Source organism: Alterinioella nitratireducens (assembly GCF_013155465.1).
Classification (GTDB): Bacteria; Pseudomonadota; Alphaproteobacteria; order Rhodobacterales; family Rhodobacteraceae; genus Alterinioella; species Alterinioella nitratireducens.
In genome coordinates this window covers 1-26994 of sequence record NZ_JABJVX010000002.1, presented here as the reverse complement: position 1 = coordinate 26994, position 26994 = coordinate 1, and the positions used below count along the sequence as shown (strand labels likewise).

Genomic DNA, 26994 nt, shown 5'->3' with positions numbered 1-26994 from the left:
TCGGTTACAGTCATCGAAGACGCGCCCCCCTCTCATGGCAAGCCTTTTCTGCGTCATGCCTTGGATTGGTGATGCGTCATCCAGTCTTTCGCGTCCTCGAACAGGCGCACGAGACGCGCAATCGTGTTGTTGGCCGGTGTGGCGATGCCAAGCCGCGCCGCCGTCTCGGAAACGGCCCCGTTCAGCGCGTCTATCTCGGTGCGGCGTCCGGCCTTGCGGTCCTGGAGCATCGAGGCCTCGTGAAACACGTGTTGCGCGAAAGCGTGACGCATCAGCGCCCTGACCTTGTCCGGGTCGGCCGCGACACCGCTGGCCCGCGCCACCGAGACGGCTTCGTCGGCAACCTCGAAGGCCAGGGTTCGGCCCGCCTCGGAGGCACCGATGGCCCCTGGCGTCGCGTTCGAGAGGGCGCAGAGCCCGTTCATGGCGCAGTTGAAGGCGGCCTTTTCCCAGATCGCGGCCTGAATATCGGGGTCGATCGCCGCGTCGATGCCACCGGCCCGCATGGCTGCGGCGATGTCGTCCAGCAGCTGGCGGTGCTGGCCATCGGCGGCATGGAATTGCGTGGTCGCTGGCCCGTATGACGCGACCTTGCCAGGGGCGATGAATTCCGCGGGCGTCATCGTCATACCGATGAGAATCCGCTCCATCGGCAGATGTCGGGCTATCCGTTCCACGTTGCCAATGCCGTTCTGCAGGCTAAGCACCGGGGTACTGTTCAGATGCCGCCGGATCGTTTGCAGCGCCGCATCGGTGTGGAAGATCTTGGTGAAGAGCAGGATCAGATCGGAAGGGTCCACGAACACCTCGGGCCGCATGATCGGGATGTCCAGCACCTGAGTGCCTTCATCCAACGCCACGCTGAGGCCGGTTTCGCGCACTGCCGCGATATGGGCCTCGTTCACATCGAGCAGCGTGACCTCGGCTCCGCCCAAGTGCAACCGCGCGCCAAAGACGGACCCCATGGCCCCTGCTCCCAGAACCACGATCTTCATGTGTCGTCCCCGGTGAACAGCGCCCGGACATCCTCGGGCACCGGCACGGATTTCAGCCCCGCGCCATCTGCCGATTTCGCAACCAGAACCCGTTTTTCGAAGCCTTCGACGGCCAGCACGTCGCCCCGCATCAGTCTGTGTTCGACCTCGAAGCTCGACCGGCCAAAGGCGGCGATCCGGGTTTCGATCACAACCTCGTCGCCATAGCGCGACGGGACAAGGAACCGCGCCCGGGTATCGACCATCGGGAAGCCGACGACATTGTAATCGGTCACCAGTTTCGGCTTCGGCAATCCCGCCGACCTGAAATGCGCGGCGGTCGAGGCATCGAACCAGCGGAAATAGTTGGGGTAGAAAACGATATCAGCGGGGTCGCAATCGCCCCATTCAATCAAGACAGTCCGTCGGCTGGTCAGCATGGTCAGGCGCTCCGCAGATTGGGGATGCGCGGATCGGGGGCCTCAGCCCCGGACAAGATGGCATCGAGCGCCGCGTGATCTTCGTCGGCCAGGGCCGCTGCAACGGCATGGCGCAGGGTCTGGGCGGTTTGCGCCTCTTGGCCCGCGGCGATCGCGGGCAGGACAATGCCGTGCATGATCTTCGAATAGGCCGCCTTGCCGCGCTGTTGCGTGTCGGAATAGCCTTTCAGCACGCGCGGCAGTTCCGCCAGCACAGAGGCAAACCCGGCATCCCGGCCAAGCGCGGTCCTCATAGCTTCAAGCCATTGCGCGATGTCTTCCATCTCGGCGCGGAACCTGAACGAGCGGCGGCGCCAGCGGCCCATTCCCGCCACAAGGCGCAACAGGCGATAGCCAAAGACTCCGTTCGAGCGGATATGGACGCCCCGCCCGGTAAAGGGCAGCCCCCTGCCCCGAGCAACCCGCCGCATGACCCAGGCCCCCAGACCCACGGGCAGGATGTCGGCAACCTCCTCGGCGCGGGGTTTGAGGTATTCCGTCACCCACAGCACCTGATCGGGCGTCACCTCTGCCTCGTCGCGGATGCGCGCAAACCGTTCGGGCCGGGTCTTGAGATCCGCCACGCGAGCCACATCCTCGTAAGCCATCCACAGGGCCAGTCGGCGGGCGGCCTCGGACAGGGCATAGACAGCGCGGTGATCCGCCATATCCGTGACAGCGGCCAGCCCCGCGACATGGGTGAGGTAGTCCTGGCCATAAGCCGCATCCTGAAAATCGACGGTCCGGTCATGTCCGTGGCCCACAATGGTCTGCACCTCGGGCGGCAACCCTTCGAGATGCATCGCGGCAGGTGCAGCGGCAGTCGCGTCCGGCGCGTGCATCGGGTTTCGGACCGCCTCGGCCGCCGCACGGGCCCCATCGATCGAGGCCTGGTTGCCGCCGATGACGGAGAGCGATACCTCATCACTCCATGGCAAAACGTCGGCCCCCATCAACGCCCCAAACATGGTCGCAGAGATGAAGGTGCGGTTTGCGGTCGCCAGGGCGTCGAGATCCAGCAGATGCGCGGTCCTGGCCATGGCCTGGGCCGCCTCGCGCATTTTGTTTTCCGAATAACGGCCATCGCCCAACTTGATCTTCTCGGCGGTTGAATAGACCCGGTTGGTCGAGGCGATCAGCGTGGTCAGGTCAGGCGACACGAAACCGCCTGCCATGCAACGGGCGGCTTCCACCAATTCGCTGGCCAGCACCACGTCGATACGCGCGGGCAGTGGCACGAGGCTGAACACCGCCCCCTGCCCCGGTTCCGCGATCTCGATGTAGTAGCTGGTCGATCCCGTGCGTTGCGCCACGCCGGGCACCGAAGTCGCCTGCACCTCCTTGCCAGCCGCCCGCGCGGCGGCCACGATCCAACTGGTCAGAACCCCGCCGCCTTCGCCGCCGAGCGCGGCGACCAGAATGCGCACCACATCGCTCATGCCACTGTCCCTCGGGCCAGGGTCGCGCTGAAGCGCGCCTTGGCCCTGTCCCACCAGGTCGGGTTCGATATGATCGTGGCCTTCCAGAAAGATGGGCAGAGCGTCGCCGCATGGGCGACCTCGCCACATAATCCACAACCGACACAGCCATTGGTGACATGGGCTACCGGGTCGGTCTTCAGCGGGTCCGAGGCCGGTTTGACCGTCAGGGTCGGGCACCCGGACAGGCGGATGCAGGAATGATCGCCGGTGCAGGTATCCTCATCGATCCCGAACCGGTCACGCGCCACACGCTCGCCCGCCGCCAGCGCCTTGGCGCGGATGGGTTTGATGCGGCGTTGTCTTTCGAGCTGACATTCTCCCTCGGCCACGATGACCTTGAGCCCCTTGAACGGGGACCGGAACGCCTCCAGCAACGTGTCCCGCATCTTGGCCACGCCATAGGTGTGCACTGTGCGCTGCCACTTCACACCAACGCCTTTCAGCGCATCCTCGATGGTGGTTTCGCCATGGGTCGCGCTTTTCTCGGCCGCTTTCAGCTTCAGCGCCGGATCGGGGGAGGAGATGACCTCCTGCGTGCCGGTGGCCGAGGTATAGCCGTTCTTCATGATCACCAGGACACCGTCACCACCATTGAGCAGCCGCGACGCCACCCCCGACAGCAATCCGTTATGCCAGAAACCGCCATCGCCCATGACCGCAAGCGGCGGCTTTTTCTGAAAGGACGCGACAGAGGCGTTCGAGGCGAGACTCATCCCGTAGCCAAGGATCGAGTTGCCGAAGTTGAAGGGCGCGAACGTTGCGAAGGCATGGCAGCCGATATCGGCGGAGTAATGCACCTTGCCGATCTCGCGCTCGGTCAGTTTCAAGGCCGAGAAGAAAGGCCGTTCCGGGCATCCGGTGCAGAACCCCGGCGGACGCGGCGGCACGGGGGCACCAAGCAGCCTGGCGGCCTGTTCCTTCAGGCCCTGCACCTCTGCGTCATAGTCCTGCTCCCCCAGGACATTGCCAAGCGACGGCAAATGTCGGCGCAGAAAGGCACCCACCCCCTCCAGCAGGACCGGCGCGGAATATTCGCCTGCCAATGGCATGATGTCCTTGCCCGCAAGTGTCACGTCACAGCCCGCTCGGCGCAGGATCGTGCCGATCTCGTTCTCGATGAACTCCGGCTGGCCCTCTTCCAGCACCATCACTGCGCGCTTGCCTTCCACGAAGGCGGTGATCTCGTCGGGGACCAGCGGATAGACGACATTCAGCGCCATGATCGGCAGGTCGCAATTGCCCGCCGCATCGGCAAGTCCAAGCTCCTCCAGGGCGCGCATCAACGCGTTGTAGAGACCGCCCTGGACGATCAGGCCCACATCCTTGTGCATCCGGCCCTCGAACAGCTCGTTCAAGCCGCGATCGCGAATGAAATCCCGCGCGGCCTGCATCCGTTCGCCGCTTTTCTTGCGCTCGTGCCCGAAGGTCGCGGGCGGGTGGGCAAGCTGTTCGTAGACATGCGGCGCAGGTTCGGCCAGGAGCTGCGTCATCGAGATGTCGGCCGCCACATTATCCTTGGCCTGGAAACTGCCCTGCACGTGGCAGGCGCGGATGCGCAGTTCCATCATGACCGGGGTGTTGGACGCCTCGGACAGTTCGAACGACGTCTCCACCGCATTGACGATACTGGTCAGGTTCGGGCGCGGATCCATCAGGCACAGGGTGGATTTCATCGCGAAAGCGTGCGTGCGTTCCTGGATGACAGAGGAGCCTTCGCCGAAATCCTCCCCCACCACGATCAAGGTGCCGCCCATCACACCGGGTGAGGCAAGGTTCGACAGCGCATCCGCCGCCACATTGGTGCCGACGATGGATTTCCAGGTCACAGCGCCGCGCACCGGATACATGATCGACGCGCCTAGCATGGCCGCGGCAGAGGCTTCGTTCGTGCAGGGCTCTACGTGCACGCCCAGTTCGGCCATCTGCGGCGCGGCCTGCACCATGACGTCGATCAGATGGGACACAGGCGCGCCCTGATAGCCTCCGATATAGGAGACACCGGACTGCAGAAGCGCCTTGGTAACGGCCAGGATCCCCTCACCCTCGAAGGTCTCGCCATCCCCGAGCTTCAACTTCTCGATTTCCTTGGCGAACGAGACTTCCATGGGTTGAGATCCCCTTTCAGATGGCTGGCCAGTGGCTGTCAGGACATTCGCCCCCACGAAAATCAAAGTAAACTTTAATTACTGAATAGGCTTCATTCAAAATCTCGATACAGATGACTCGCTTCGATCCGACCCTGCAGCACGTGGTCGCAACCGACAGGAGAACGGGTCGGAGACGGCCCGCCAACCGGGCTCGGCCCGACAGGCCGGTGAGGCTTTTGCGGTTCTCTTTGGTGCAGATGACGCTCGCGCTTCGGCTCGAAGAAGCGGCCTTGTTCTGGTCGCAGGTCTTGCCGACGTCGCGGATCAAATCGCGCTGTCGAGCAAGCGGGGTTTGACCTTGCCTGGACAGGGTCGAGACGAAGCTGACATCGCCGAGGTTTGGCCAGACCGCCTCGAACTCCTCCGGCATCCGGCATGTATGAGACCATATCCGCAGGAGCAGAATGAAGCTCAGAAAATCCGGGCATCGACCACGAATTGGGAAGCACCTCAAAGGCCCATGCCTGGTTCGCGCGGATCAGGGCCGGTGAAACGTTCTCAGATATTGCCGAAACAGAGAGTGAATCGAAGCGCCGCATCCAGCAGATCGTCGGTCTCGCCTTTCTGGCACCGGACATTACCCGCGATGTAATGGATGGAAGACAGCCTCCGGGCCTTAGGTCCGACTGGTGTGTCCGTCACGACCTTCCAACGGACTGGGCTGAACAGCGCCAGCTGATCACCACGCTCTGATCCGACATCTCTCACCTTCGTATCGCGAAAGTGCCGGGCCCAGACTTCCGGCGATATCGGGCCCTGTTCGAGGCCCGGTCCCGGTCTACGCCAGAACGCTATCCACACATCCGTTTGAAAATACGCCACTATGTGAGGGACACTCTGCACGGTCTGGAATCAGGAGAGTGGCTGGCTGGGGTGGTAGGATTCGAACCTACGATACACGGTACCAAAAACCGATGCCTTACCGCTTGGCTACACCCCAACTGTGCAGCGCTAGTTACGCAAGCTGGGGCGGGGGATCAAGACCTTTCGGTCAAAAAATGCCCCGCGCCCGCGGCTATTCCTGCGGGGCTTCATGCGCCAGCAGATCCTTGTGCTGCGTGTCGGCGCGTTCGGCGTCGACGATGCGTTCCAGCTCCTGGGTTTCCTCGTCGCGCACGGGCAGGGCCACGGCTGGGGCGGCCTCGGGGGCGGGCGCTGGCTTGGCGGTCTCGGCGGGTTGGGTGATCAGGCGGTAGGTCGGCTCGGGCAGGGTGATCCCGGCCTCCTCCAGCCTTGCCTTGGCCATGCGGATCGCCTCGCCGCGGGCCATGAAGAGGCCGGTTTCATGCTGCTTGACCCAGGCCGCCGCGGTGATGGTGATATTGCTGTCGCCGACCTCCTCGACCCAGGTGGAGGGGCCGGGGGTGGTCAGCAGGAAGGGAAGCTCGGCCAATGCGGCCAGGATGATGTTCTGCGCCTCGGCGGGGTCGGCATTGGCGTCGATGCCGAGGGTGAAGGTGAAGCGGCGTTCGTCATTGCGGGTGAAATTCACGATCCGCGCCTTGAACACCGTCGCGTTGGGAATGCGGATGTGGTTGCCGTCGGGCGACAGCAGGATCGTGGCGCGGCTGGTCAGGCGGATGACATGGCCGGTATCGCCCTCGATCTCGACCAGGTCCTTGGGGCGGAAGGGCTGGCGCATCGACAGCATGATCGAGGCGATGAAGTTTTCCACCGTGTCGCGCACCGCAAAGCCGATGGCGAGGCCGACGATCCCGGCGGCGCCCAGGATGGTGGACAGAAGGGCCGTGAGGTTGAGAAGGTCCAGCGCCATAACCACACCCATGACGACAAAGAAGAGCCGGGTGATCTGGCGGTAGATATCGGCGATGAAGGCATTGGGGGCCATGCGGTCCCAGGGGTTCTTGCGGCGCGCGATGAAGAAGCCGAACCACATCACCAGAAGGCCCGCCACGACAGCGATCAGCATCAGCGGCAGGAAGGAGATGAATTGCATGGTGCGGGCCCGCAGGCGTTCCACCGCAGGGGTCAGGCGTTCGACGACATCGGTGGTCTCCTCGACCTCGTTCTCGATCGCGACGACGCCTTCGACCCGCGAGACCAGCCCGTTCAGCGCGGAGGCCGTGGCCGCGTCCAGCGTGGTGCCGCGCAGGGTGACGATGCCGTTGGCGACATAGACGGTGACGTCGTCATAGCCGTCGAGCTGGCGAATGATCTCGCGGATGCGCACCGCGATGGCGGCGTCCTCCTCCAGCGAGTTCTCGACCGAGATCGTGCCCTCGGGTTGGGCGGCGTCCTGCGCCAGCGCGGGCAGAGGCAGGGCAAGGAGGGCGAGCAGAAGAATGAGACGCATGGAAAATCACCGGCGATCTGGAAATATGCCGGTGATCCTAGGGGTTTCGACCCTCGTGGAAAAGTGCGGATTGCACCTTCAGATGCGGATCGGGTCGGCCTTGGCGAGTCGGTCGAACTGCATCAGGCCCTGCACCAGCGCCTCCATCCGGTCGAGCGGGATCATGTTGGGGCCGTCCGAGGGAGCGGTGTCCGGGTCTTCGTGCGTCTCGATGAAGACCGCCCCGATGCCGAGGCTGACGGCGGCGCGCGCCATGACCGGGGCAAATTCACGCTGACCGCCCGACGATCCGCCTTGCCCGCCGGGTTGCTGCACCGAATGGGTGGCGTCCATCACCACCGGATAGCCGGTCTGCATCATCTGCGGCAGGGCGCGCATGTCGGCCACAAGGGTGTTGTAGCCGAAAGACGTGCCGCGCTCGGTCAGCAGGATGCGGGTGTTGCCGGTGCTTTCGATCTTGGCCACCACATTGGGCATGTCCCAGGGCGCCAGGAACTGCCCCTTCTTGACGTTGATCACCGCGCCGGTCTGGCCCGCGGCCAGCAACAGGTCGGTCTGGCGGCACAGGAAGGCGGGGATTTGCAGGATGTCGGCCACTTGCGCGACCTCGGCGCATTGTGCCTCGGTATGGATATCGGTCAGGACCGGGCAGGCGAAGCTGTCCTTGACGCTCTGCAATATCTCCAGCCCTTCCGCGATGCCGGTGCCGCGCTTGCCCTTCAGGCTGGTGCGGTTGGCCTTGTCGAAGCTGGCCTTGAAGACATATTGCGCGCCCGCCCGGTCGCAGATCTCGGCCATGCGACCGGCGATCATGTGGGCGTGGTCGCGGGTCTGCAACTGGCAGGGGCCCGCGATGAGGGTCAGGGGGCGATCGTTGCCAACAACGATCTTCCCGATCTCGACTTGTTTCATATCGTCACGCAGAAACCTGTTCACGAAGGATGGATGCCGTCATCGACACCATCAGGTAAATGCCAGAAAAGACCAGGAAGGCAAGCAGGGTGTTCTCCAGCTTGCGGGGATAGGCGGCCTCATCCGTGGCGACGGGATTGACGCTGACGGTCAGGTAGAGCGACTGGCGGCTGGCCTCGAGCCGCGATGCCTCCAGCGCCTGCAACGCCTGCGCCAGCATCAACTGCCGGGTTTGCAGATCGGCCTGCGCCACCACCAGTTGGGCGGAAATCTGCGCCAGCGAGGCATCATCGGACTGCCCGTCGGTCATCGAGGCGCGCAATTCGGCGATCAGGGCCTCGAGCCGCTGGATATTGCGTTCCGCCACCTCGACCTGGGCCTGGTTCGGGCGCTGGACCGATTGCAGTTCAGCGAGGCGCAGGCGTTCCTGTTGCGCCTGGATTTCGAAGGTGGAGATCTGGTTGAACAGCGCGCCGACCTCGGCCTCGGAGCTGAGCACGCCGGATTGTTCCTGAAGCGCGACGACACGTTGTTGCGCCGCCATCATGTTGGCCTCGGCTTCCTCATAGCTTTCGCGCGCGCCCGCCATCTGGTCGCCGCGCAGGCGTTGCGCCATCTGGTCGACGCGAGACTCGGCATGGCGGATCAGGGCCTGCGAGAAGCGTTCGGACAGCTCGGGATCGGCCGAGACCACCTCCATCCGGATCAGCCCCTCGGTCGGGTCGTAGCCGATGGTCAGGTTGCGCGAATAGAGATCGTAGAGGTCTTCCTCGGTGGCGTCGGGGGCCAGGCGGTTCAGCGGGTCGATGTCGGGGGAGGAGAAATGGTCCCGCAGGCCCAGTTCCTCATCGACCAGCTGCATCGCCTCGCGGCTTTCAAGGAAGCTCTGCACCGCGATGGAATCCTGGACCGTGGCGAAGGTCGTGCCGCCGAAGAGGCCCGCAAGGCCGCCGGCGGGGCTGGAGGCTTCGGCCTTCTGGATCTGGAACTCGGAATTGGCCGCGTAGAAGGGTGTGGCCACGTTGTAGAAATAATACCCGACACCTGCGGTCGGCAGCAGGACAAAGACCAGAAGCCGGGCGGCCAGAAGGATCAGGCGCTTGCGGCGGCGGGCGGCGATGTCGCGCTGCATCCGCAGAATCTCCTGCGCGCGCGTCGCCTCGTCTATCGTGGGGGGCGGTCCGGCGGGGGCCGTGGCGGGCACCTGCGAGGAGGGGTGGCGTACCGTGGCGGGCAGGCGCGCCTGCGCGCTTTTCTGACCCTCATTGACCACCAGTTCCAGCATGTTGGAACGTTCGAACGGGTCGATCCCCTGACGCCGCAACAGGCGCACCGCATCGAAATCCGAGGCCGGTTGCAGCCCGTGTTTCTGCGCCGTGCGCCGGGCCATGCGCAATTGCCGCCCGGTCAGCCCTTCCTGGCGGATGGCGGCAAGCTCCTCCTCGATCGAGAGGGTGCGCGGCGGTTGCTGGTCCTGGGCCGCGGCCGCGCCTGGAAAGGCCCCGCCGCCGAAGCCGTCCTCGCTGTCCTGCGCGTCCCCGTCAGTGGCCCCCGCCGGGGAGGCCGCCGATCCGGGTGCCGCGCCGGTGCGCCGGATGCGGAACTTCTTACCCTTGGGTTTCATAGTCATAGAGCCTCTTTGCCTCTTCGAGCGTGTCGAACTGGTAGAACTGGCCATCCTTCAGGACGGCGGCCTTGTTGGCGAATTTCTCCAGCGTCTTTGCCTGGTGCGACACGATGATCACGGTGGATGTGGTCAGCCGGTCGGCCAGGATGCTGCCCGCCTTGCGGTTGAACTCGGCATCCGTGGTGCGCGGCATCCCCTCGTCGATCAGGTAGATGTCGAACTCCAGCGCCAGCATCAGCGAGAACTGGAACCGCGCCTTCATGCCGGAACTGTAGGTGCCGAGGGGGCGGTCGAAATATTCCTCAAGGTCACAGAGCCAGCGGCAGAACGCCTCGATATAGTCGGGGTCCAGCCCGTAGAGCTGCGCGATATAGCGGGCGTTTTCGGTGGCCGACAGCTTGCTGATCACGCCGCCCATGAAGCCGAGCGGGAAGGAGATGCGGCAGTTGCGCACGATCTCGCCCTCATCGGGCTTTTCGAGCCCCGCCATCATGTTGATCACGGTCGTCTTGCCGGTGCCGTTGGGGGCCAGGATGCCGAGCGATTGCCCGATCTCCACGCGGAACGAGGCGCGATCAAGGATCACCTTGCGCTGCGTGCCCGTCCAGAAGGACTTGGAGACGTTCCGAAATTCGAGCATCCGTTGCCCTATGCTGCTGCCACATCCGTGCCCTGTCTTTCTTAGCGCAGAGCTTATGAACATGTGATGTATCGCATCAATTGGGCGCGATTATGTCCAGTATCGGCGCAATTTCCTAGCGCCATCGTGGTGACGGGGCGGCAAATCGGCACATTTGTCCCATAAATGAACGGCCCCGGCGAAGGAGTCGCCGGGGCCGGTATGCGGTGAGGCGCCGACGCCTCAGTTCTCCTGCTTCTCGACCATCAGCACCTTGCCCGCGATGAAGGACAGCACGGCGGCGAAGAAGCTGAACAGCGCGCCCATCTTGGCGGCGTCCTGCACCGGCCCGGCATCGAACGCGACCGAGGCCACGAAGAGCGAGACGGTAAAGCCGATGGCGGCGACAAAGCCGATCACCACAAGGTCGATGATGCGCATCCCCTCGGGGATACCCAGGCCAAGCGGTTTCGCCGCGACCCAGCCGAAGAGGAGGATACCGATGGGCTTGCCGATGATCAGCCCGGCCAGAACCAGCCAGGTCGCGGGGCCCATGGACGAGAACTCCACCCCGGCGTTGAGCAGGCCGAAAAGGCCCAGGATGATCTCGACCGGGTATTTCAGCGCGTGTTCCATCTGGTTCAGCAGGTCATGCAGGTGACGCTCGGCATCGGCGAAGAAGCCGAAGGCGCGGTCGGCATGGGGGATGGCGGGGACGATGGGCAGAAGGCCAAGCGCCGGGTGCAGCCCGCTTTCCTGGAAGCCATACCAGGACAGGCAGCCCGCGACGGCATAGGGCCAGAAGCTGAAGGTCTTGCGCACGAAGGTCGACCGGGTGCGCAGCTGGTCGCCCCTGTCCAGCCGGCGGGGCAGCCAGTTGAACAGGATGAAGGCACCGACCGAGGCCCCGAGGCTGAGCAGCAGCCATTCCGGCGCAAGCTCGGCCGAGGGATAGAAAATGGCCAGGATCAGAAGGCCCGCCGCGTCATCGGCAATCGCAAGAAGCAGCAGGAAGCGCACCGCCGGGTGGCCCGCGCCAAAGACCATGCGGCCCACGAGGTAGGAAAAGGCGATGTCGGTGGCGGTGGGGATCGCCCACCCGTTGGCCACGGCGCTGTAGGTCTCGGATCCCATGACGGCGGCGAGGCCCAGATAGACGGCGATCGGGCCGAACATGCCGCCCGCGGTGGCGAAAAGCGGCGTCGCGGCCTTCTTGCCGCGCAGGGAGCCGTTCTTGAGGATCACGGCCTCCCACACCTCTTTCGCGGCGATGGCGAAGAACAGCGCCATGAGCACGTCATTGACCAGGTAATGCAGCGTCAGGGTGCGTATCAGATTGCCGTTCTCGTCCTCATGCAGGTAGCCGATGAAGAAATCGTCGACGATGGCGTAATCGACGAAATAGTGGTAACTGTCCGGGTTCAGGTTGGCCCAGATCAGGGCAATAATCGCGCCGCCGATCAGAAACAGCGAATAATTGGTGACAAAATTCCAGACGCGATACATGTGGCCCCTCCGCATTTTTCCTTCGAGATCAGATACCGGATGGGGCGGGGCGGGACAATGCAACTTTTTGTCCGGCTGTTGGGGGAGGCATTGCCCGGTTGATGGGCAATGCCTTGTTATTCGGACGAATTCGCCGGATTGTTCGGGTTTATCCGTAGAAGCCTTTTTTCAGGTCAGGCAATCGCGCCCCAGGTCAGTCCCGCCAGGATCGCCCCCGTGATGGCCAGACCCAGGTAGGACAGGAAGATCTTGGGTTTCACCAGTGCCCAGACCGCCACGGCGGCAGGGATGCTGCTGACCCCGCCCGCGATGACGAAGGACATGGCGGCCCCCTGGCTCATGCCTTGGGCGACCAGCCCCTCGATCAGCGGCACCGCGGCATAGCCGTTCAGATAGGCCGGAGCCCCGAGGAGCGCACCAAGCAGGATCGGGCCGATACCGTCGCCGCCAAGCGTGGTTCCGATCCACTCGGCGGGGATGTAGCGTATCAGAAGCGCCTGTAACAGGTAGGCCAGCAAGAGCCATTTGCCGAGGAACAGCAGGTTGGCCCATGCGGCCTCGGCAAAGACACGGCGGCGCGGCGCGTCCTGCCAGAAGGCCCATTTCAGGGTCGGCCTGGCCGCCTCGCCGCCGCAGCAGGAGCCGCAGCCGGACGGCGTCCGCGCCTTCAGCGGATTGGCCAGCAATGCCGTGCCGGAGAGGGCCATCATGGCAAAGCCGCCCATCAGGCCGATGGCGACGGCGCCGATGGTCTTGGCAATGGCGAAGTCGGTGCCGAGCGCGCCCGCCGTGATCGCGAACATGGCCGGATCCATCAGGGGCGAGGCCAGCCAGAAGGCCATGACGGCCGAAAGCGGTGCCCCGGCGGCCAGAAGCGCGGCGATGAAGGGGATCACCTCGCAGGAGCAGAAGGGCGACAACCCGCCTGCCAGCGCGCCAAGCACGATCATGCGCGTCTCGCGGCCCTCGAACGCGCCTTCCATCAGCCGCTCGGAGCCGGTCGCGCGCATCACGCCGATGGCGGCGACGGCGAAGAGGATGAAGGGGCCGGTCTGGGCGAGGCTGGTGGCGGCCTCGGTGATCGAGGGCCAGAACGCGGCGCGGTCGAGCAGCAGGAGCGCAATCGCGATGCCCACGCAGGTCAGCAGCACCTTGTCGATGCGCGCGAACGGCCGCCGCAGGGGCGCGGCGGATTGGGACAGGTCAGTCATGAGGCACCGCGCTAGCGTGGCTGTCCTGATCCTGGCAACATTCGTGCAGCAGGAAATCCGAGACGGCGTGAATCTGGTCGTAATCGACGGCGCAGAGAATGCGGCGCCCGTCGCGGCGTTGCAGCACCAGACCGGCGCTGACAAGCTGTTTCAGGTGATGGGTCAGGACCGAGCCGGTGATGCCGACGCTTTCGCCAAGCTCGCCCATCGGAAGGCCCTCCGGCCCCGCGCGGACGAGGCGGCGCAGGATGGCAAGGCGGTGTTCCGAGCCGAGCGCGGCAAAGGCCGTCGCGGCAAAGGTGAGGGCGGGGGGATATTGCGTCATTTCCATGATTCTATATTTATAGAAATAAAGAAGTGTTGTCCAGCGGGTTTTCATTCCTGCATGGCTGCTGTCAGATGGCCTCATGACCTTTGACACGCTTGCCAGGGACATTGCGGCCTGCCGCCTCTGCGCCGACCGATTTGCGGCGACCGAGACGGGCCATGCGCCGCGCCCGGTCTTCTGGGCGTCGCCGACCGCGCGGGTTCTGGTGGCGGGGCAGGCCCCCGGCGCGCGGGTCCATGCCTCGGGGCGGCCCTTCACCGATCCCTCGGGCGACCGGCTGCGCGACTGGATGGGGGTGGAGGAGGCGACGTTCTACGACCGGTCCCGCGTCGCGATCCTGCCGATGGCCTTCTGTTTTCCGGGCTATGACGCGAAAGGCTCGGACCTGCCGCCGCCCGCCATTTGCGCGAAGACCTGGCGCGCCAACGTGCTGGAGCATCTGCCCGACCTGCGGGTCACGCTGCTGGTCGGGGCCTATGCGCAGAACTGGCACTTGCCGGGACGCATGAGCGTGAGCGACCGGGTCGCGGCCTGGCGCGACCATGCGCCCGACCTCTTCCCCTTGCCGCACCCGTCCTGGCGCAATACCGCATGGCTGAAGAAACACCCCTGGTTCGAGGCGGAGCTTGTCCCCGCCCTGCGCGCCCGCCTGCAAGAGGTTCTGTGATGGATGACGAGACAACCCCGCTGGACCGCGCCCATGCCTTGATGCAGGCCGCGCCCGAGGATGAGGCCGCGCGGATGCGCTTTTACGAGCGGCTGGCCGATGGCGAGCTGTTCCTGTTGCTGGCGGAGGAGGCCACGGATGACGAGATCGCGCCGCAGGTCTTCCCGGTGGATGGCGGCACATATGTGCTGGTATTCGATCGCGAGGCGCGGCTGGCGGCGTTCTCGGGGCGCATCGCGCCTTACGCGGCGCTGTCGGGGCGCAATATCGCCGGGCTGCTTACGGGGCAGGGCGTGGGGCTGGCGGTCAATCTCGGCGCGCCCTCGGCGATCCTGATCCCGGAGGCGGCGGTCGGCTGGCTGGCGGAGACGCTCGGCCCCGCGCCCGAGGAGGTGACGGAAGCGCCGGAAGAGGTGTCGCGCCCCACCGGCCTGCCCGACCGGCTGATCGAGGCGCTGGATACCAAGCTGGCGCAGGCGGGCGGATTGGCGAAACTGGCCTATCTGGCGGGCGTGACCTATCGCGGCGGGCGGCCCTCGCACATGCTGGCGCTGGTCGATGCGGTGCCCGGGGCGGAACCCGCGCTGGCGCAGGCCGTGGGCGAGGCGTTGCGGTTTTCCGGCATCGAGGCGGGGGTGCTGGACGTGGCCTTCTTCCGCGCCGCCGACCCGGTCTGCGCGCGGCTGGCCCGCGTCGGGTTGCGGTTTGACCTGCCAGAGGTGCGGACCGCATCGGTGCCGGGTTCCGCGCCGGGGATGGACCCGTCCAAGCCTCCAAGGTTGCGCTGAGCGGCGGGCGGCGCGCGTCAGGCCCCCTTCGGGAGCCCTCCTTGCGCCGCATTGCCATGGGCGGGGGGTGAGGTCTGTGGATCTGCCGGAACGTGGTGCGGGTTGGACGCGCCGGACTTGAGTATTTTTGCCAAGAAGATGACAGGGCGGAGGCGTCAGTAGCCGAGGTTGCGATCGACGACATGGCGCAGGGGCTCATCCGCCTCGGCCCGGGCGATGTTTTCGGCGATCAGCTCGGACGCGGTGTCGGGGCGGGTTTCCGACGCGATATGCGGGGTGACTGTGACCCTGGGATGCGCCCAGTAGGGATGGTCCTTGGGCAGCGGTTCGGTGCGGAAGACATCGAGCGTGGCGTGCCCGATCTGCCCCGCGTCGAGCGCGGCAAGGAGCGCGTCATCGTCGATCAGCGTGCCCCGGCCCGGATTGACGATCACCGCGCCCCTGGGCATCAGCGCCAGCGTGCGCGTATTCAGGGTGTTTTCCGTCTCGGGCGTGTCGGGCAGAAGCAGCACCGCGATCTCGGCGCTGGCGAGGCAGGTGTCGAGCCCCTCGGCCCCATGGTGACAGGCGAACTCCGGCAGGGATTTGGGGCTGCGGCTCCAGCCCGTGACGTTGAAGTTGAGCGCCGCCAGCATCCTGGCGCAAGCCGCGCCAAGTTCGCCGAGGCCAAGGACCGCGACCGTGCGATGGCGCGCGAGCGGCGGGGCGTCGGGCCGCCAGGTGCCGGATTGGTCGGTGATGTAGGTATCCAGACCCAGGTGATGGCGCAGCACATGGCCGGTGACCCATTCCACCATGCCTTCCCGCAGACCGGCATCGGCCATGCGCGTGAGCGGCACCTTGAGGGTCGCATTGTCCACGATGGTCTCGACCCCGGCCCAGAGGCTGAGCACGGCCTTGAGGCGGGGAAACCTGGAGAAATCCTGCACCGGGCTGTTGGGGGAATAGACGATGTAATCGACATCGGCCGCGGGGATGTCCGGGCCGACGCGGGCCGTCTTGAGGCCCGCCTGGTCAAGGGCGCGGCGCAGGTGCGGGGCGTAGTCGTCCCATTGGTCCGGGGCGGCGGCGAAGAGGATATTGGGCAAGGCAGCGGTCCCTCTGATCAGCGGGGGCGGTGGATATGGGCCGATTGCACCAGCCCGAAGGCCACCAGAAGCACAAGCATCGCAGACCCGCCATAGCTGACCAGCGGCAGCGGCACGCCGACCACGGGGGCAAGCCCCATCACCATCGCCATGTTGATCGCGAAATAAAGGAAGAAGGTGACGGCGATGCCGAGCGTGACCAGCGATGCGTAGCGGTCCTTGGTCTTGAGCCCGGTGATGACACAGAAGAGCAAGATCAGCGCGTAGAGGCCAAGCAGGGTGATGGCGCCCACGAAGCCGAACTCCTCGGCCAGGGTGGTGAAGATGAAATCGGTGTGCTTCTCGGGCAGGAAATTGAGGCTGGACTGGGTGCCCTGCATGAAGCCGCGCCCGGTCCAGCCGCCCGAGCCGAGCGCGATCTGGCTCTGCGTGATGTTGTAGCCCGCCCCGAGCGGATCGGTGGTGGGGTCCAGGAACGTGTCGATGCGGCGATACTGGTAGTCCTCCAACAGCTGCCAGGGCGTGCCGCGGGAATAGAACACCGCCGTGACCAGCCCCACGCCCGCCCCGATCACGGCGGCGAAATAGGCCCAATGGACGCCCGCGAGGAACATCACCGACGCGCCGCCAACGAGCAGCAGGATCGCGGTGCCCAGATCGGGCTGGCGCAGCGTCAGGTAGGTGGGCACCAGGATCAGCACCACCGGGATCAGCACGAAGAGGGGGCGCGACGACTTGCGCGGGTCGAGCCAGTCGTAATAGGCGGCCAGCAGCATCACCAAGGTGATCTTCGTCAGCTCGGAGGGTTGCAGGCGCATGAAGCCGAGGTCGATCCAGCGCTGCGCGCCCATGCCGATGGAGCCCATGACCTCGACCAGCAGAAGCAGCAGGACCGAGACCCCATAGGCCAGGCCCGACATGTTGCGCCAGAACCAGATCGGGATGAAGGCAACGACAAGGAGGACGGCAAATCCGAGGACAAAGCGCTGAAGCTGCGGCGTGACCCAGGGCCGCATGGAGCCGCCGGCGACCGAATAGAGCATCAGGAAGCCGATGCAGGAGACGGTGACGATCAAGACGATCAGCGCCCAGTTGAGATACAGGACCTTGTGCAGGCCCGAGGGCGTGGATTTCTGGGTGTATTCGAGAAAGCTCATGTCTGCACGCGCCCGGTTTCCTCGGGCGTCTCGAAGGACCGCAGGTCCAGCTGGTCCTGCATTTCCTCGATACCGCGGCGCTGGTTGACCGGGTAGGCCGACAGCGGCGGCATCTCGCCAAAATGGGCGCGCAGAAGGATGTCGCGGGCAATCGGCGCGGCCACGCCGGAGCCGCTGCCGCCATGTTCCACCACGACGCTGACGGCGTAGCGCGGGTTGTCCGCGGGCGCATAGGCGACGAAGAGGGCGTGATCGCGCCTGTTCCAGGGCAGTTCGTCATCGCCGAGAACCCCGGTTGCGCGTTCGGCCATGGTGATACTGCGGACCTGGCTGGTCCCGGACTTGCCCGCGATCTCGAAGCCCTCGGCCTCGGACCGCATCCGGTAGGCGGTGCCGCGCGGGGCGTTGTTGACGGACCACATGCCGCGGCGCACAATCTCGAGATTGGCGGGGTCGAGGCCCAGATCGCCGCCATCATCCATCCGGGCGGAAACGCCATTGACGGTGCGCACCAGGCTGGGGCGGATCATCCGGCCCGTGGCCAGACGGCTGGTCATGATGGCAAGCTGCAGCGGCGAGGCCAGCACAAAGCCCTGCCCGATGGTCGCGTTCAGGGTGTCGCCAACCACCCAGTCCGCGCCGCGATTGGCGCGTTTCCAGTCGCGGGTGGGAATCAGGCCCTCGGAGACGGCCGACAGGGGAAGTTCATGGTGCTCGCCAAGGCCGAAGCGGCGCGACATGGCTGCGATCGCGTCGATCCCGACCCGCTGCGACAGCTCGTAATAATAGACATCGCAGGATTGCGCGAGGCCGTTATTCATGTCCATCCGACCGTGGCCGCTGCGCTTCCAGCAATGGAACCTGCGGGTGCCGAGCTCGATATAGCCGATGCAGTTGATCAGCTCTTCGGGGTCGATCAGGCCCATTTCCAGACCGGCAAGCGCGGTCATCATCTTGAAGGTCGATCCGGGCGGGTAGGTGCCCTGCACCGGCTTGCTGGCCAGCGGGCGGTAGGGGTCTTCGGTCAGCGTGTTGTAATCGGCCACCGAGATGCCGCGCACGAAGAGGTTGGGATCGAAGGACGGCGACGACGCCATGGCGATGATCTCGCCGGTTTCCACCTCCATCACCACAGCCGAGGCGCTTTCACCGGCCATTCGTGCCTGGGCAAAGTTCTGCAACCCCGCATCGACGGTCAGCTGCACGTCATCGCCGGGGGTTGCGGGGTCGCGGTCCAGCTCGCGCATGATGCGGCCCGCCGCGTTGACCTCGACGCGGCGGGTTCCGGCCTCGCCGCGCAGATCCTGTTCCAGTTGCGCCTCGGCGGCATAGCGCCCGACCTGGAAATCGGGAATTTGCAGGACCGGGTCGGTGTCGCCGCTCGATTGCAGGTAGTAATCCGAGACCGGGCCGACATAGCCGGTGATATGCGCGAAATCCTGGCCGAGCGGATAGACGCGGCTGAGGCCCACTTCCGGCGTGATGCCGGGCAGGGAGGGCGCGTTGACGGCGACCGAGGAAAATTCCTCCCAGCTGAGCCGGTCGGCGATGGTGACGGGAACAAAGGGCGCGCGGGACATCATCTCGTCGCGGGCGCGGGCCATCGCGCCCATATCCAGGTTGACCAGCCGCGACAGACGCTCAAGCACCTCGTCCACGTCATCGGCGTTTTCGCGCACCATGACGACGCGGTAATTCTGTTCATTGGCCGCCACGAGCCGCCCGTACCGGTCATAGATCAGCCCGCGGGCGGGCGACAGAAGCTGGATGTTGATGCGGTTTTCCTCGGCCAGCAGGCGGAAATCGCTGGCCCGCTCGACCTGAAGGTAGCGCATCCGCGCCGCCAACACCGCGCCCGTGGCCAGCATCGCGCCGCCCATGATCAGGCTGCGGCGGCCCACCTTGCGGGCACTGTCCTCGATTTCCTTCTGACTGCGTTTCATCCTCTGAGTCCGGCTTCCAGGTCGACCAGCGGCAGCTTATCCATTCTCAGCAGGAATTTCGAGACAAGGACCACTAGGGGGTAGATCACAATCGTGGCAAGCCCCTCCATCAGCACAAGGCCAAGGCTCGGCTGGTCGGTCATCAGCACCCACAGGATCACGCGTTCGGCGACGATCATCATCAGAACGATGCCCGAGACCATGGCCATCTCGACCAGGAACGGCGCTTCGGCCAGGCCCGCGCGGCGGTTGCGCAGCGCCTCGGAGCCAAGCAGCGCCAGCAGGGTCCACAGACCCAACGGGCGTTGCAGCAGGAAATCGGACAGGAGGAACAGGAACACGATCGCCCAGAGGGGCACGGCGGCGGGCTGGCGCACCACCCAGGCCAGGGTCACGCCCAGGATGATATCGGGGCCGGGCAAGCCGGGCGTGCCGGTTTCCAGCGGCAGGATGCGGAAGAATATGACGCCGAGCCCCAGGCCGATATAGAGGCTGCGCCAGGTCCAGAGGCGGCGGGGCGAAGGGGTGCTAGCCATCGGTCGGCACCTCCTCGGCGGGGGGGGGCGCGTCCGCCTCTGTTTCCTCGGGCATCAGCGGCCAGGGCGGGCCGATCATGCCGCCGGGATCGGACAGGGCGGTGCCGGGGTGGCTGCGCATCACGCGCAGGAAGTTGAGGCGCGAGAAATCGGCCGAGGGACGCACCCGCAGCCGCCCTTCGCGATCCACCACGACGTGACCGACCAGGAGGTCGGGGGGGAACACGCCGCCATCGCCCGAGGTCACGACGCTGTCGCTGGCGGTGATGTCCTCGGGGGCTTCCAGAAACTCCAGCAGCGGCACGCCGGTATTGTCGCCCATCAGCAGCGCGCGCTGGCCCGAGGGCAGGACGGTGACCGGGATGCGGCTGTTCGAATCGGTCAGCAGGATGACGCGCGAGGTGTTCTCGCCCACGCCCGAAATGCGCCCCACCACGCCAAGCCCGTCCATCGTGGCCCACCCGTCGATGATGCCGTCCCGCGCGCCCACGTTCAGCAGCACCGAGCGCCGGAACGGCGAGCCGCTATCGGCCAGCACCACGCCGGTCACGAAGGTCAGTTCGGGGTCCAGCTGCACCCGGTTGAGGTCCAGCAGGCGGGCGTTCTCCTGTTCCAGCTGCAATGCCGCCTCGCGCCAGGTGCGCATCTGCTGAAGCTCGCGCCGAAGCTCGGCGTTCTGTTCGTAGAGCCTTGAATAGCTTTGGAAATCATCCATCATCCGTCCGAAGGCCGTGACCGGGGCCATGACCCATTCCAGGTTCGGCACGATCCGGTCGGTCACCGCCGAGCGCAGCCGTTCGGCCCGCGGGTTGTCGATGCGCCAGAGCAGGACCAGCACCGCAAGGCAGAGCAGCAGAACCGTCAGCAACAGGCGCCGGACGGGGCGGGAATGGCTGTTATCCTGGCGGTCTCGGGCCATGTCGTCCTATACGTCAGGGTCGCGCCTGCGCGACGGTCAGCTGTCGTAGTCGATCGCGTGGCGCAGAAGATCCTCGTATTCCAGCGCCTTGCCGGTGCCAAGCGCAACACAATTCAGGCTTTCATCGGCGACCGAGATGGCCAGCCCGGTCTGTTCGCGCAGTGCCAGGTCAAGCTCGCCCAACAGCGCGCCGCCGCCTGTCAGCATGACACCCCGATCGACGATATCGGCGGCGAGGTCGGGGGGTGTGGCCTCCAGCGCGCTCATCACCGCCTCGCAGATCTGCTGCACCGGTTCGGACAGCGCCTCGGCCACCTGGGCCTGGCTGATCTCGGTTTCCTTGGGCACACCGTTCAGCAGGTCGCGCCCCCGGATCATCATCGAGGAGCCGCGCCCGTCATCGGGCATCCGCGCGGTGCCGATCGAGGTCTTGATGCGTTCCGCCGTTGCTTCGCCAATGAGCAGGTTCTGCTGGCGGCGCAGATAGGCGATGATCGCCTCATCCATGCGGTCGCCGCCAACGCGGACCGAGCGGGCATAGACGATGTCGGCCAGGCTGAGGACGGCCACTTCGGTGGTGCCGCCGCCGATATCGACCACCATCGACCCGGTCGGGTCGGTGATCGGCATGCCCGCCCCGATGGCCGCCGCGATGGGTTCGGCGATCAGCCCCGCCTTGCGCGCGCCCGCCGACAGCACCGATTGCCGAATCGCGCGCTTTTCCACCGGGGTTGCGCCATGCGGCACGCAGACGATGATCTTGGGCTTGGTGAAGGTGGTGCGCTTGTGGACCTTGCGGATGAAATGCTTGATCATCTCTTCGGCCACGTCGAAATCCGCGATCACGCCGTCGCGCATCGGCCGGATCGCCTGGATGCTGCCCGGCGTGCGCCCGAGCATCAGCTTGGCATCCTCGCCGAAGGCCAGCGCCTTCTTGACGCCGTCCTTGATCTGATAGGCCACGACCGAGGGTTCGTTCAGAACCACACCCTTGCCTTTCACATAGACAAGCGTGTTCGCGGTGCCGAGGTCGATCGCAATATCGGCGGAGAAGAGGCTGCCAAATCCAAAAACCATAAGGGGGGCGATCCTGCTGTCGAAATCAAAAAGGCGCGCAAGAGACTCACACGCCCAAACCGATCTGCATATAGCGCCCCTTGCCGGATTACGTAAAGGGCCGACAGTGGCGGGGGTGGCGTGATCTTGCCGGGACCGGAACTGGCGCTTGCGCTATCACGCACGGCGCGGCCTATCAACCCTGGTCCGCGCCGGTTTTTGTGCGTCTGGCGATCTTATGTTAACCTTATAAAGTGGCGTTTCGCCGCCCCGCCTCGGCGGCGCGTTCCTCGTCTTTTCGACTGTTCGACCACATTGGGGAAGGAGACCAATAATGCTCAAATATATTGCAACAATCTCGATGCTCTGCCTGGGTCTGACCCTGGCCACACCCGCCGCCGCACAGAATTGCGACAATCGCGGGTCGAACTGGCAGGGGCGGATCGACCTGCCAAGCGGCATCTACGGGTTCGAACTGCGCCGACTGACCTGCGCGGCGGACAGTATGTGGAACTATTATATCTGGAACACGACATCGCGGTGGGAAGGCACCGCCACGGTCGGGATGGCCGGAACCGCGCTGTCGGTGAACACCGTGTCGGGCAGCCTGGCCGGATGCAGCCTGTCGGGCACCTGGTATCCGCGCGACGTGACCAACGGCATTCCCTATCGCGGCAGCGGCAGCGCTTTTTGTTCGGGCAGCGGCACCTGGAGCGCCAATATCAGGTGAGGAGGAGGGCCGTCCGGCCCCCCGATCAGGTCACTCGCCCGCATCCTTGTAGGAGATTTCCCTGACATCCCCGCCGCCCGTCTTGCCGCGCCGCATGACCAGCCGGTTGAGCGCGTTGACATAGGCGCGTGCGCTGGCCACCACGGTATCGGTATCGGCGGATTGCCCGGTGGCGATCATGCCGGCCTCCTCGATCCGCACGGTCACGGTGGCCTGCGCGTCCATGCCCTCGGTCACGGCGCTGACCTGGTAGAGTTGCAGCACCGCATCATTCGGGAAGATCGCCTTCACGGCATTGAAGGCGGCATCGACGGGTCCGTCGCCTTGCGCCGTCGCCTGATGGTCCGTATCGCCCACGCGAAGGGTGATGTCGGCCGATTGCGGGGCCTCGGTGCCGCAGATGACGCGCAGGAACCTGACCTCCAGGTGGCCCTCGCCATCGGCGCCCGCATCGGTGACCAGCGCGATCAGATCCTCGTCGAAGACCTCCTTCTTGCGGTCGGCCAGCGCCTTGTAGCGCACGAACACGTCGTTGAGCTGGTTTTCCCCCAGATCATAGCCCAGGTTCTTCAGCTTCGAGCGCAGCGCCGCCCGGCCCGAATGCTTGCCCATGACGATATTGGTCTCGGACAGGCCCACATCGGCGGGGCGCATGATCTCGAAGGTCTCGGCGTTCTTCAGCATCCCGTCCTGGTGGATGCCGCTTTCATGCGCGAAGGCGTTCTTGCCGACGATGGCCTTGTTGGGCTGCACGTTGAAGCCCGAGACGGTCGAGACGCGGCGGCTGATATGCATGATCTTGGTGGTGTCGATGCCGGTCTGCCAGGGCATGATGTCATTGCGCACCTTCATGGCCATCACGACCTCTTCGAGTGCGGTGTTGCCGGCGCGCTCGCCCAACCCGTTGATGGTGCATTCGATCTGGCGTGCGCCGCCCTCGACGGCAGCGAGGGAGTTGGCCGTCGCCATGCCCAGATCGTTGTGGCAATGGGTGGCAAAGACCACATCCCCCGCGCCCTCCACCTCGGCGATCAGGCGGCGGATCAGGTCGGCGCTTTCGACCGGGGCGGTGTAGCCCACGGTATCGGGGATGTTGATCGTGGTGGCACCCGCCTTGATGGCGATATCGACGGTGCGCTTGAGGAACTCCCATTCCGTGCGCGTCGCATCCATCGAGGACCATTGCACATTGTCGCACAGGTTGCGGGCATGGGTGACGCAATCATGCACCCTTTGCGCCATCGCGTCCTGGTCCAGGTCGTGCATTTCGCGGTGAAGGGGCGAGGTGCCGATGAAGGTGTGGATGCGCGGATATTTCGCGTGTTTCACGGCCTCCCAACAGCGGTCGATATCCTTAAAATTGGCCCGCGCCAGCCCGCAGATGACGGCGTTTTTCGCGTTTTTCGCGATCTCGCTGACGGCTGCGAAATCCCCTTCCGAGGCGATCGGGAACCCGGCCTCGATGATATCGACGCCCATTTCGTCGAGCAGGGCCGCGATCTCCAGCTTCTCGGCATGGCTCATGGTGGCGCCGGGGCTCTGTTCGCCGTCGCGCAGGGTGGTGTCGAAAATCACCACTCGGTTCTTGTCGGATGTCATGGAGTCTGTCCTTGGTCTTAGCCTGGGTATCTGGTGTGAATCTCGGCGCTGGTTCCCCCCTGAGCGGTCGCGCCGAAAGGCACGCTCAGAGGCGGCTAAGGAGAAGAAGCGCACACAGGGCCGCGCCGCCGGGCAGGCGGGAAGGGGCCGGGATATGGGTGCGCGTCGTCATGGGCGGCAGTATTACCGGGCAGGACCGGGATGAAAAGGGGAAATTTGACCCGCGTGGCTTGCGCCTTAGATGGAGCGTCATGACAAAGAGAAGCTTGATACTCGGCGCATCTGGCGGGATCGGATCGGCGCTTGCGGCGCGGCTGCAAGGCATGGACGAGGTCGTTGGCCTCTCACGCTCCGGCGACGGGTTCGACATCACCGACGAGGCCAGCGTGGCGCAGCATCTGGGGGCGCTGGATGGCCCCTTCGACCGCATCATCGTGGCCACAGGCGCGTTGGAGATCGACGGCGCCGAGCCCGAGAAGACCCTGCGCGCGCTGGACCCTGAGGCGATGGCGGCGCAGTTTCGGTTGAATACCATCGGCCCCGCGCTGGCGATCAAGCACGCCATGCCCCTGATGCCGCGCGACGGGCGCTCGGTTTTGGCGGTGCTGTCGGCGCGGGTGGGGTCCATCGGGGACAACCGGCTTGGCGGGTGGGTCAGCTACCGGGCCGCGAAATCGGCGGTGAACCAGGTTGTCCGCGTGGCCTCGATCGAACTGGCGCGCACGCATAAGGGGGCCGTTTGCGTGGCGCTGCATCCCGGCACCGTGCGCACCGAATTCACCCGCAAATACCTGGGCCGCCACCCGGCGGTGGAACCGGAGGCGTCGGCGCAGAACCTGTTGTCGGTCATGGATGGGCTGACGCCTGAGGACAGTGGCGGCTTCTTCGATTGGGCCGGAAAACCGGTGCCATGGTAGCGCCCCGCCTGGTGCTGGTCCTGGGCGACCAGCTGACGCTCTCTATCGCGGCGTTGAAAGCCGCCGACATGGACCGCGACATCGTGGTGATGGCCGAGGTCGCGGCGGAAACCGGATATGTCGCGCATCACCCCAAGAAGATCGCCTTCGTCCTCTCTGCAATGCGCAAGTTCGCCGCGCGATTGCAGGAGGACGGCTGGCGGGTCTGCTACACGCGGCTGGACGATGAAGACAACGCGGGCTCTATCGGCGGTGAGCTTCTGCGCCGGGCCGAGGAACATGGCGCCAAGGAGGTGCTGGCCACCGAGCCCGGCGAATGGCGGCTGATCGAGGCGCTGCGCGATCACCCCCTGACGCTGCATATCCAGCAAGATGACCGGTTCATCTGCTCGCATAAGGAATTTGAGGATTGGGCCGAGGGCCGCAAATCGCTGCGCATGGAGTATTTCTACCGCGAGATGCGGCGCAAGACGGGCCTGCTGATGGAAGGTGACGATCCGGCGGGGGGCGCGTGGAATTTCGACAGCGACAACCGCAAGTCGCCACCCAAGGGGCTGGAAGGGCCCGAGCCGCCCCGGTTCGAGCCGGATGGGGTGGTCAGGCAGGTGCTGGACCTCGTCGAGGCGCGGTTCTCCGAGAATTTCGGCAAGCTGCGCCCGTTCCGCTTTGCCACCGATCCGGAAGAGGCGGAAAAGGCGCTGGATCATTTCATCGCCCATGCCCTGCCCTGCTTTGGCGATTACCAGGATGCGATGGTCAGGGGGCAGGATCTCCTCTTCCACTCGCTGCTGTCGCCCTACATGAATGTCGGCCTGCTGGACCCGCTGGAGGTCTGCCGCCGGGTCGAGGCGGCGTGGCAGGCGGGCGATGTGCCGATCAATGCCGCCGAGGGATTCATCCGCCAGATCATCGGTTGGCGCGAATATGTCCGTGGCATCTATTTCCTGGAAGGCCCCGACTATACGTCCCGCAACGCGCTGGACCACACCCGCAAGCTGCCCGCGCTCTACTGGGGCGGAGAGACCGAGATGCGCTGCCTCAGGGAATGCGTCGATGCGACCAGGCGTGAGGCCTATGCCCACCACATCCAGCGCCTGATGATCACCGGCAACTTCGCGCTGCTCGCGGGCGTCGATCCGGGCGAAGTGCATGAATGGTATCTTGAGGTCTATGCCGACGCCTATGAATGGGTCGAGGCGCCGAATACCATCGGCATGAGCCAGTTCGCCGATGGCGGTGTCATCGCGTCGAAACCATATGTCTCAAGCGGCAATTACATCGCGAAGATGTCGGATTACTGCAAAAGCTGCAGCTATGGCGTGACCGTCAAGACCGGCGAGGGGGCGTGCCCGTTCAACCTGCTCTACTGGCATTTCCTGATCCGCCACCGCGCGCGGTTCGAGGACAACCCCCGGATGGCGCAGATGTACCGGACATGGGAGCGGATGGACGCGGAGAAACGCGACACGGTGCTGGCCGAGGCGGAGGCGTTCCTTGAGCGAATGGATGCGGGGGAGGTGGTTTGAACGCAACTTCGAGATTGCGCATGAGCGGCCTTATTTATCAAACGCACCAAGAGAATAGTGGATTTGCGGGGCGGCGTGAATCACCCTTAGGGCATGATGAAGAAGACACCGGGGACTTACGCGCAGCTGGCAGAAAAGATCGGAGAGACGGAGGTGAGCATTCGCAACAAGTTGTCGCGACGCAGGTTTAGCGCGGCTTTTCTTCTTCAGTCTCTTGAGGCGATTGGGAAGACTGATCTTCGATTGTGAAAAGTCTTGGGTAATCCTGCGCAACTTTGGCGGCTTTTTGATGCTCAAGATAAGGCGTTAACAAATCAAGAGATATGGCGGCGCTCTTCAAGAAGTCTGCCGCCTCACTATGTCCATCGTGAGCCGGGAGTATGATGCCGGTTAGATAGTGTCCCGGGAAATGGTGTAACTTTGCTCTTCGGCCTTGGCTCGGCCGCAGTTACAGGGCGGCGATTGTCGCC

26 protein-coding genes and 1 tRNA gene are annotated in these 26994 nt (G+C 65.0%); 6 read left to right on the top strand and 21 right to left on the bottom strand.

Annotated elements, in window-relative coordinates; genetic code table 11:
* Positions 1-53: 53 nt before the first annotated feature.
* The 13 genes from HNS34_RS03270 to HNS34_RS03210 all read right to left on the bottom strand — a co-directional run bounded on the left by HNS34_RS03270 (position 54) and on the right by HNS34_RS03210 (position 13601).
* Positions 54-995, bottom strand: coding sequence for a ketopantoate reductase family protein (locus HNS34_RS03270; RefSeq protein WP_172318004.1), 942 nt, complete (start codon positions 993-995; stop codon positions 54-56).
* Entirely contained in the window at positions 992-1414 is a 423-nt protein-coding gene (locus tag HNS34_RS03265; protein WP_172318002.1) for an acyl-CoA thioesterase, read from the bottom strand. The genes HNS34_RS03270 and HNS34_RS03265 overlap by 4 nt, the downstream gene beginning before the upstream one ends.
* A gap of 2 nt (positions 1415-1416) precedes the next feature.
* The gene (locus tag HNS34_RS03260; RefSeq protein WP_172318000.1) at positions 1417-2892 is read right to left on the bottom strand and encodes an indolepyruvate oxidoreductase subunit beta family protein; all 1476 of its coding nucleotides are present in this window, start codon (positions 2890-2892) and stop codon (positions 1417-1419) included.
* On the bottom strand, positions 2889-5039 hold the full coding sequence (locus HNS34_RS03255) for a thiamine pyrophosphate-dependent enzyme (protein ID WP_172317998.1): 2151 nt from the start codon (positions 5037-5039) through the stop codon (positions 2889-2891). The genes HNS34_RS03260 and HNS34_RS03255 overlap by 4 nt, the downstream gene beginning before the upstream one ends.
* Positions 5040-5055: 16 nt before the next feature.
* Positions 5056-5451: a hypothetical protein gene (locus HNS34_RS03250; RefSeq protein ID WP_172317996.1), complete on the bottom strand. Its 396-nt coding sequence runs from the start codon at positions 5449-5451 to the stop codon at positions 5056-5058.
* A gap of 495 nt (positions 5452-5946) precedes the next feature.
* Positions 5947-6021 (bottom strand) — tRNA-Gln (locus HNS34_RS03245).
* A gap of 75 nt (positions 6022-6096) precedes the next feature.
* A complete protein-coding gene (locus HNS34_RS03240; RefSeq protein WP_172317994.1) occupies positions 6097-7395 on the bottom strand; it encodes a mechanosensitive ion channel family protein in 1299 nt (432 codons plus the stop codon).
* Between the two features lie 78 nt (positions 7396-7473).
* Complete coding sequence (gene kdsA, locus HNS34_RS03235) at positions 7474-8307, bottom strand: 3-deoxy-8-phosphooctulonate synthase (RefSeq protein WP_172318863.1); 834 nt, start codon at positions 8305-8307, stop codon at positions 7474-7476.
* 4 nt (positions 8308-8311) lie between these two features.
* Positions 8312-9931, bottom strand: a complete 1620-nt coding sequence (locus HNS34_RS03230; RefSeq protein WP_328700460.1) for a KpsE/RkpR family capsule polysaccharide export protein — start codon at positions 9929-9931, stop codon at positions 8312-8314.
* Positions 9915-10574, bottom strand: a complete 660-nt coding sequence (locus HNS34_RS03225; protein ID WP_172317990.1) for an ABC transporter ATP-binding protein — start codon at positions 10572-10574, stop codon at positions 9915-9917. The genes HNS34_RS03230 and HNS34_RS03225 overlap by 17 nt, the downstream gene beginning before the upstream one ends.
* 222 nt (positions 10575-10796) lie before the next feature.
* Positions 10797-12059, bottom strand: a complete 1263-nt coding sequence (locus HNS34_RS03220) for a Na+/H+ antiporter NhaA (RefSeq protein ID WP_172317988.1) — start codon at positions 12057-12059, stop codon at positions 10797-10799.
* A gap of 173 nt (positions 12060-12232) precedes the next feature.
* Positions 12233-13270, bottom strand: coding sequence for a permease (locus HNS34_RS03215; protein WP_172317986.1), 1038 nt, complete (start codon positions 13268-13270; stop codon positions 12233-12235).
* Entirely contained in the window at positions 13263-13601 is a 339-nt protein-coding gene (locus HNS34_RS03210) for an ArsR/SmtB family transcription factor (RefSeq protein WP_172317984.1), read from the bottom strand. Before HNS34_RS03210 ends, HNS34_RS03215 begins: the two co-directional genes overlap by 8 nt.
* A gap of 76 nt (positions 13602-13677) precedes the next feature.
* Here HNS34_RS03210 and HNS34_RS03205 point away from each other — a divergent pair, with 76 nt between their 5' ends.
* On the top strand, positions 13678-14265 hold the full coding sequence (locus tag HNS34_RS03205; RefSeq protein WP_172317982.1) for a uracil-DNA glycosylase family protein: 588 nt from the start codon (positions 13678-13680) through the stop codon (positions 14263-14265).
* The gene (locus HNS34_RS03200) at positions 14265-15053 is read left to right on the top strand and encodes an SseB family protein (RefSeq protein ID WP_172317980.1); all 789 of its coding nucleotides are present in this window, start codon (positions 14265-14267) and stop codon (positions 15051-15053) included. Before HNS34_RS03205 ends, HNS34_RS03200 begins: the two co-directional genes overlap by 1 nt.
* Positions 15054-15208: 155 nt before the next feature.
* Here the strand turns inward: HNS34_RS03200 and HNS34_RS03195 are convergent, their stop codons facing one another.
* The 6 genes from HNS34_RS03195 to HNS34_RS03170 are packed head-to-tail and all read right to left on the bottom strand — an operon-like array spanning position 15209 to position 21773.
* Positions 15209-16141 carry a 2-hydroxyacid dehydrogenase gene (locus HNS34_RS03195; protein WP_172317978.1) on the bottom strand — a complete coding sequence of 311 codons (933 nt, stop codon included), beginning with the start codon at positions 16139-16141 and terminating at the stop codon, positions 15209-15211.
* A 17-nt stretch (positions 16142-16158) separates the two neighbouring features.
* Complete coding sequence (gene rodA, locus HNS34_RS03190; RefSeq protein WP_172317976.1) at positions 16159-17298, bottom strand: rod shape-determining protein RodA; 1140 nt, start codon at positions 17296-17298, stop codon at positions 16159-16161.
* Positions 17295-19241, bottom strand: coding sequence for a penicillin-binding protein 2 (mrdA, locus tag HNS34_RS03185; protein ID WP_172317974.1), 1947 nt, complete (start codon positions 19239-19241; stop codon positions 17295-17297). The genes rodA and mrdA overlap by 4 nt, the downstream gene beginning before the upstream one ends.
* Positions 19238-19777, bottom strand: a complete 540-nt coding sequence (locus HNS34_RS03180) for a rod shape-determining protein MreD (protein ID WP_172317972.1) — start codon at positions 19775-19777, stop codon at positions 19238-19240. Before HNS34_RS03180 ends, mrdA begins: the two co-directional genes overlap by 4 nt.
* The gene (gene mreC, locus HNS34_RS03175; RefSeq protein ID WP_172317970.1) at positions 19770-20696 is read right to left on the bottom strand and encodes a rod shape-determining protein MreC; all 927 of its coding nucleotides are present in this window, start codon (positions 20694-20696) and stop codon (positions 19770-19772) included. The genes HNS34_RS03180 and mreC overlap by 8 nt, the downstream gene beginning before the upstream one ends.
* 36 nt (positions 20697-20732) lie before the next feature.
* Positions 20733-21773, bottom strand: a complete 1041-nt coding sequence (locus HNS34_RS03170) for a rod shape-determining protein (RefSeq protein WP_172317968.1) — start codon at positions 21771-21773, stop codon at positions 20733-20735.
* 313 nt (positions 21774-22086) lie between these two features.
* On the opposite strand from HNS34_RS03170, the gene HNS34_RS03165 reads away from it, so the two are divergent.
* The gene (locus HNS34_RS03165) at positions 22087-22482 is read left to right on the top strand and encodes a hypothetical protein (RefSeq protein WP_172317966.1); all 396 of its coding nucleotides are present in this window, start codon (positions 22087-22089) and stop codon (positions 22480-22482) included.
* Between the two features lie 30 nt (positions 22483-22512).
* Here HNS34_RS03165 and HNS34_RS03160 read toward each other — a convergent pair whose 3' ends face one another.
* On the bottom strand, positions 22513-24081 hold the full coding sequence (locus HNS34_RS03160) for a 2-isopropylmalate synthase (RefSeq protein ID WP_172317964.1): 1569 nt from the start codon (positions 24079-24081) through the stop codon (positions 22513-22515).
* 251 nt (positions 24082-24332) lie between these two features.
* On the opposite strand from HNS34_RS03160, the gene HNS34_RS03155 reads away from it, so the two are divergent.
* The 3 genes from HNS34_RS03155 (at position 24333) to HNS34_RS20645 (ending at position 26773) form a co-directional block, all read left to right on the top strand.
* Positions 24333-24998 (top strand): SDR family NAD(P)-dependent oxidoreductase, encoded by a 666-nt coding sequence (locus tag HNS34_RS03155; protein ID WP_172317962.1) that lies wholly within the window; start codon positions 24333-24335, stop codon positions 24996-24998.
* A complete protein-coding gene (locus HNS34_RS03150; RefSeq protein ID WP_172317960.1) occupies positions 24992-26524 on the top strand; it encodes a cryptochrome/photolyase family protein in 1533 nt (510 codons plus the stop codon). The genes HNS34_RS03155 and HNS34_RS03150 overlap by 7 nt, the downstream gene beginning before the upstream one ends.
* A gap of 93 nt (positions 26525-26617) precedes the next feature.
* Positions 26618-26773 carry a DUF6471 domain-containing protein gene (locus HNS34_RS20645; RefSeq protein ID WP_328700459.1) on the top strand — a complete coding sequence of 52 codons (156 nt, stop codon included), beginning with the start codon at positions 26618-26620 and terminating at the stop codon, positions 26771-26773.
* Here HNS34_RS20645 and HNS34_RS03145 read toward each other — a convergent pair.
* Positions 26712-26864 (bottom strand): hypothetical protein, encoded by a 153-nt coding sequence (locus tag HNS34_RS03145; protein WP_172317958.1) that lies wholly within the window; start codon positions 26862-26864, stop codon positions 26712-26714. The two genes, HNS34_RS20645 and HNS34_RS03145, sit on opposite strands and share 62 nt — an antisense overlap.
* Positions 26865-26994: the final 130 nt, after the last annotated feature.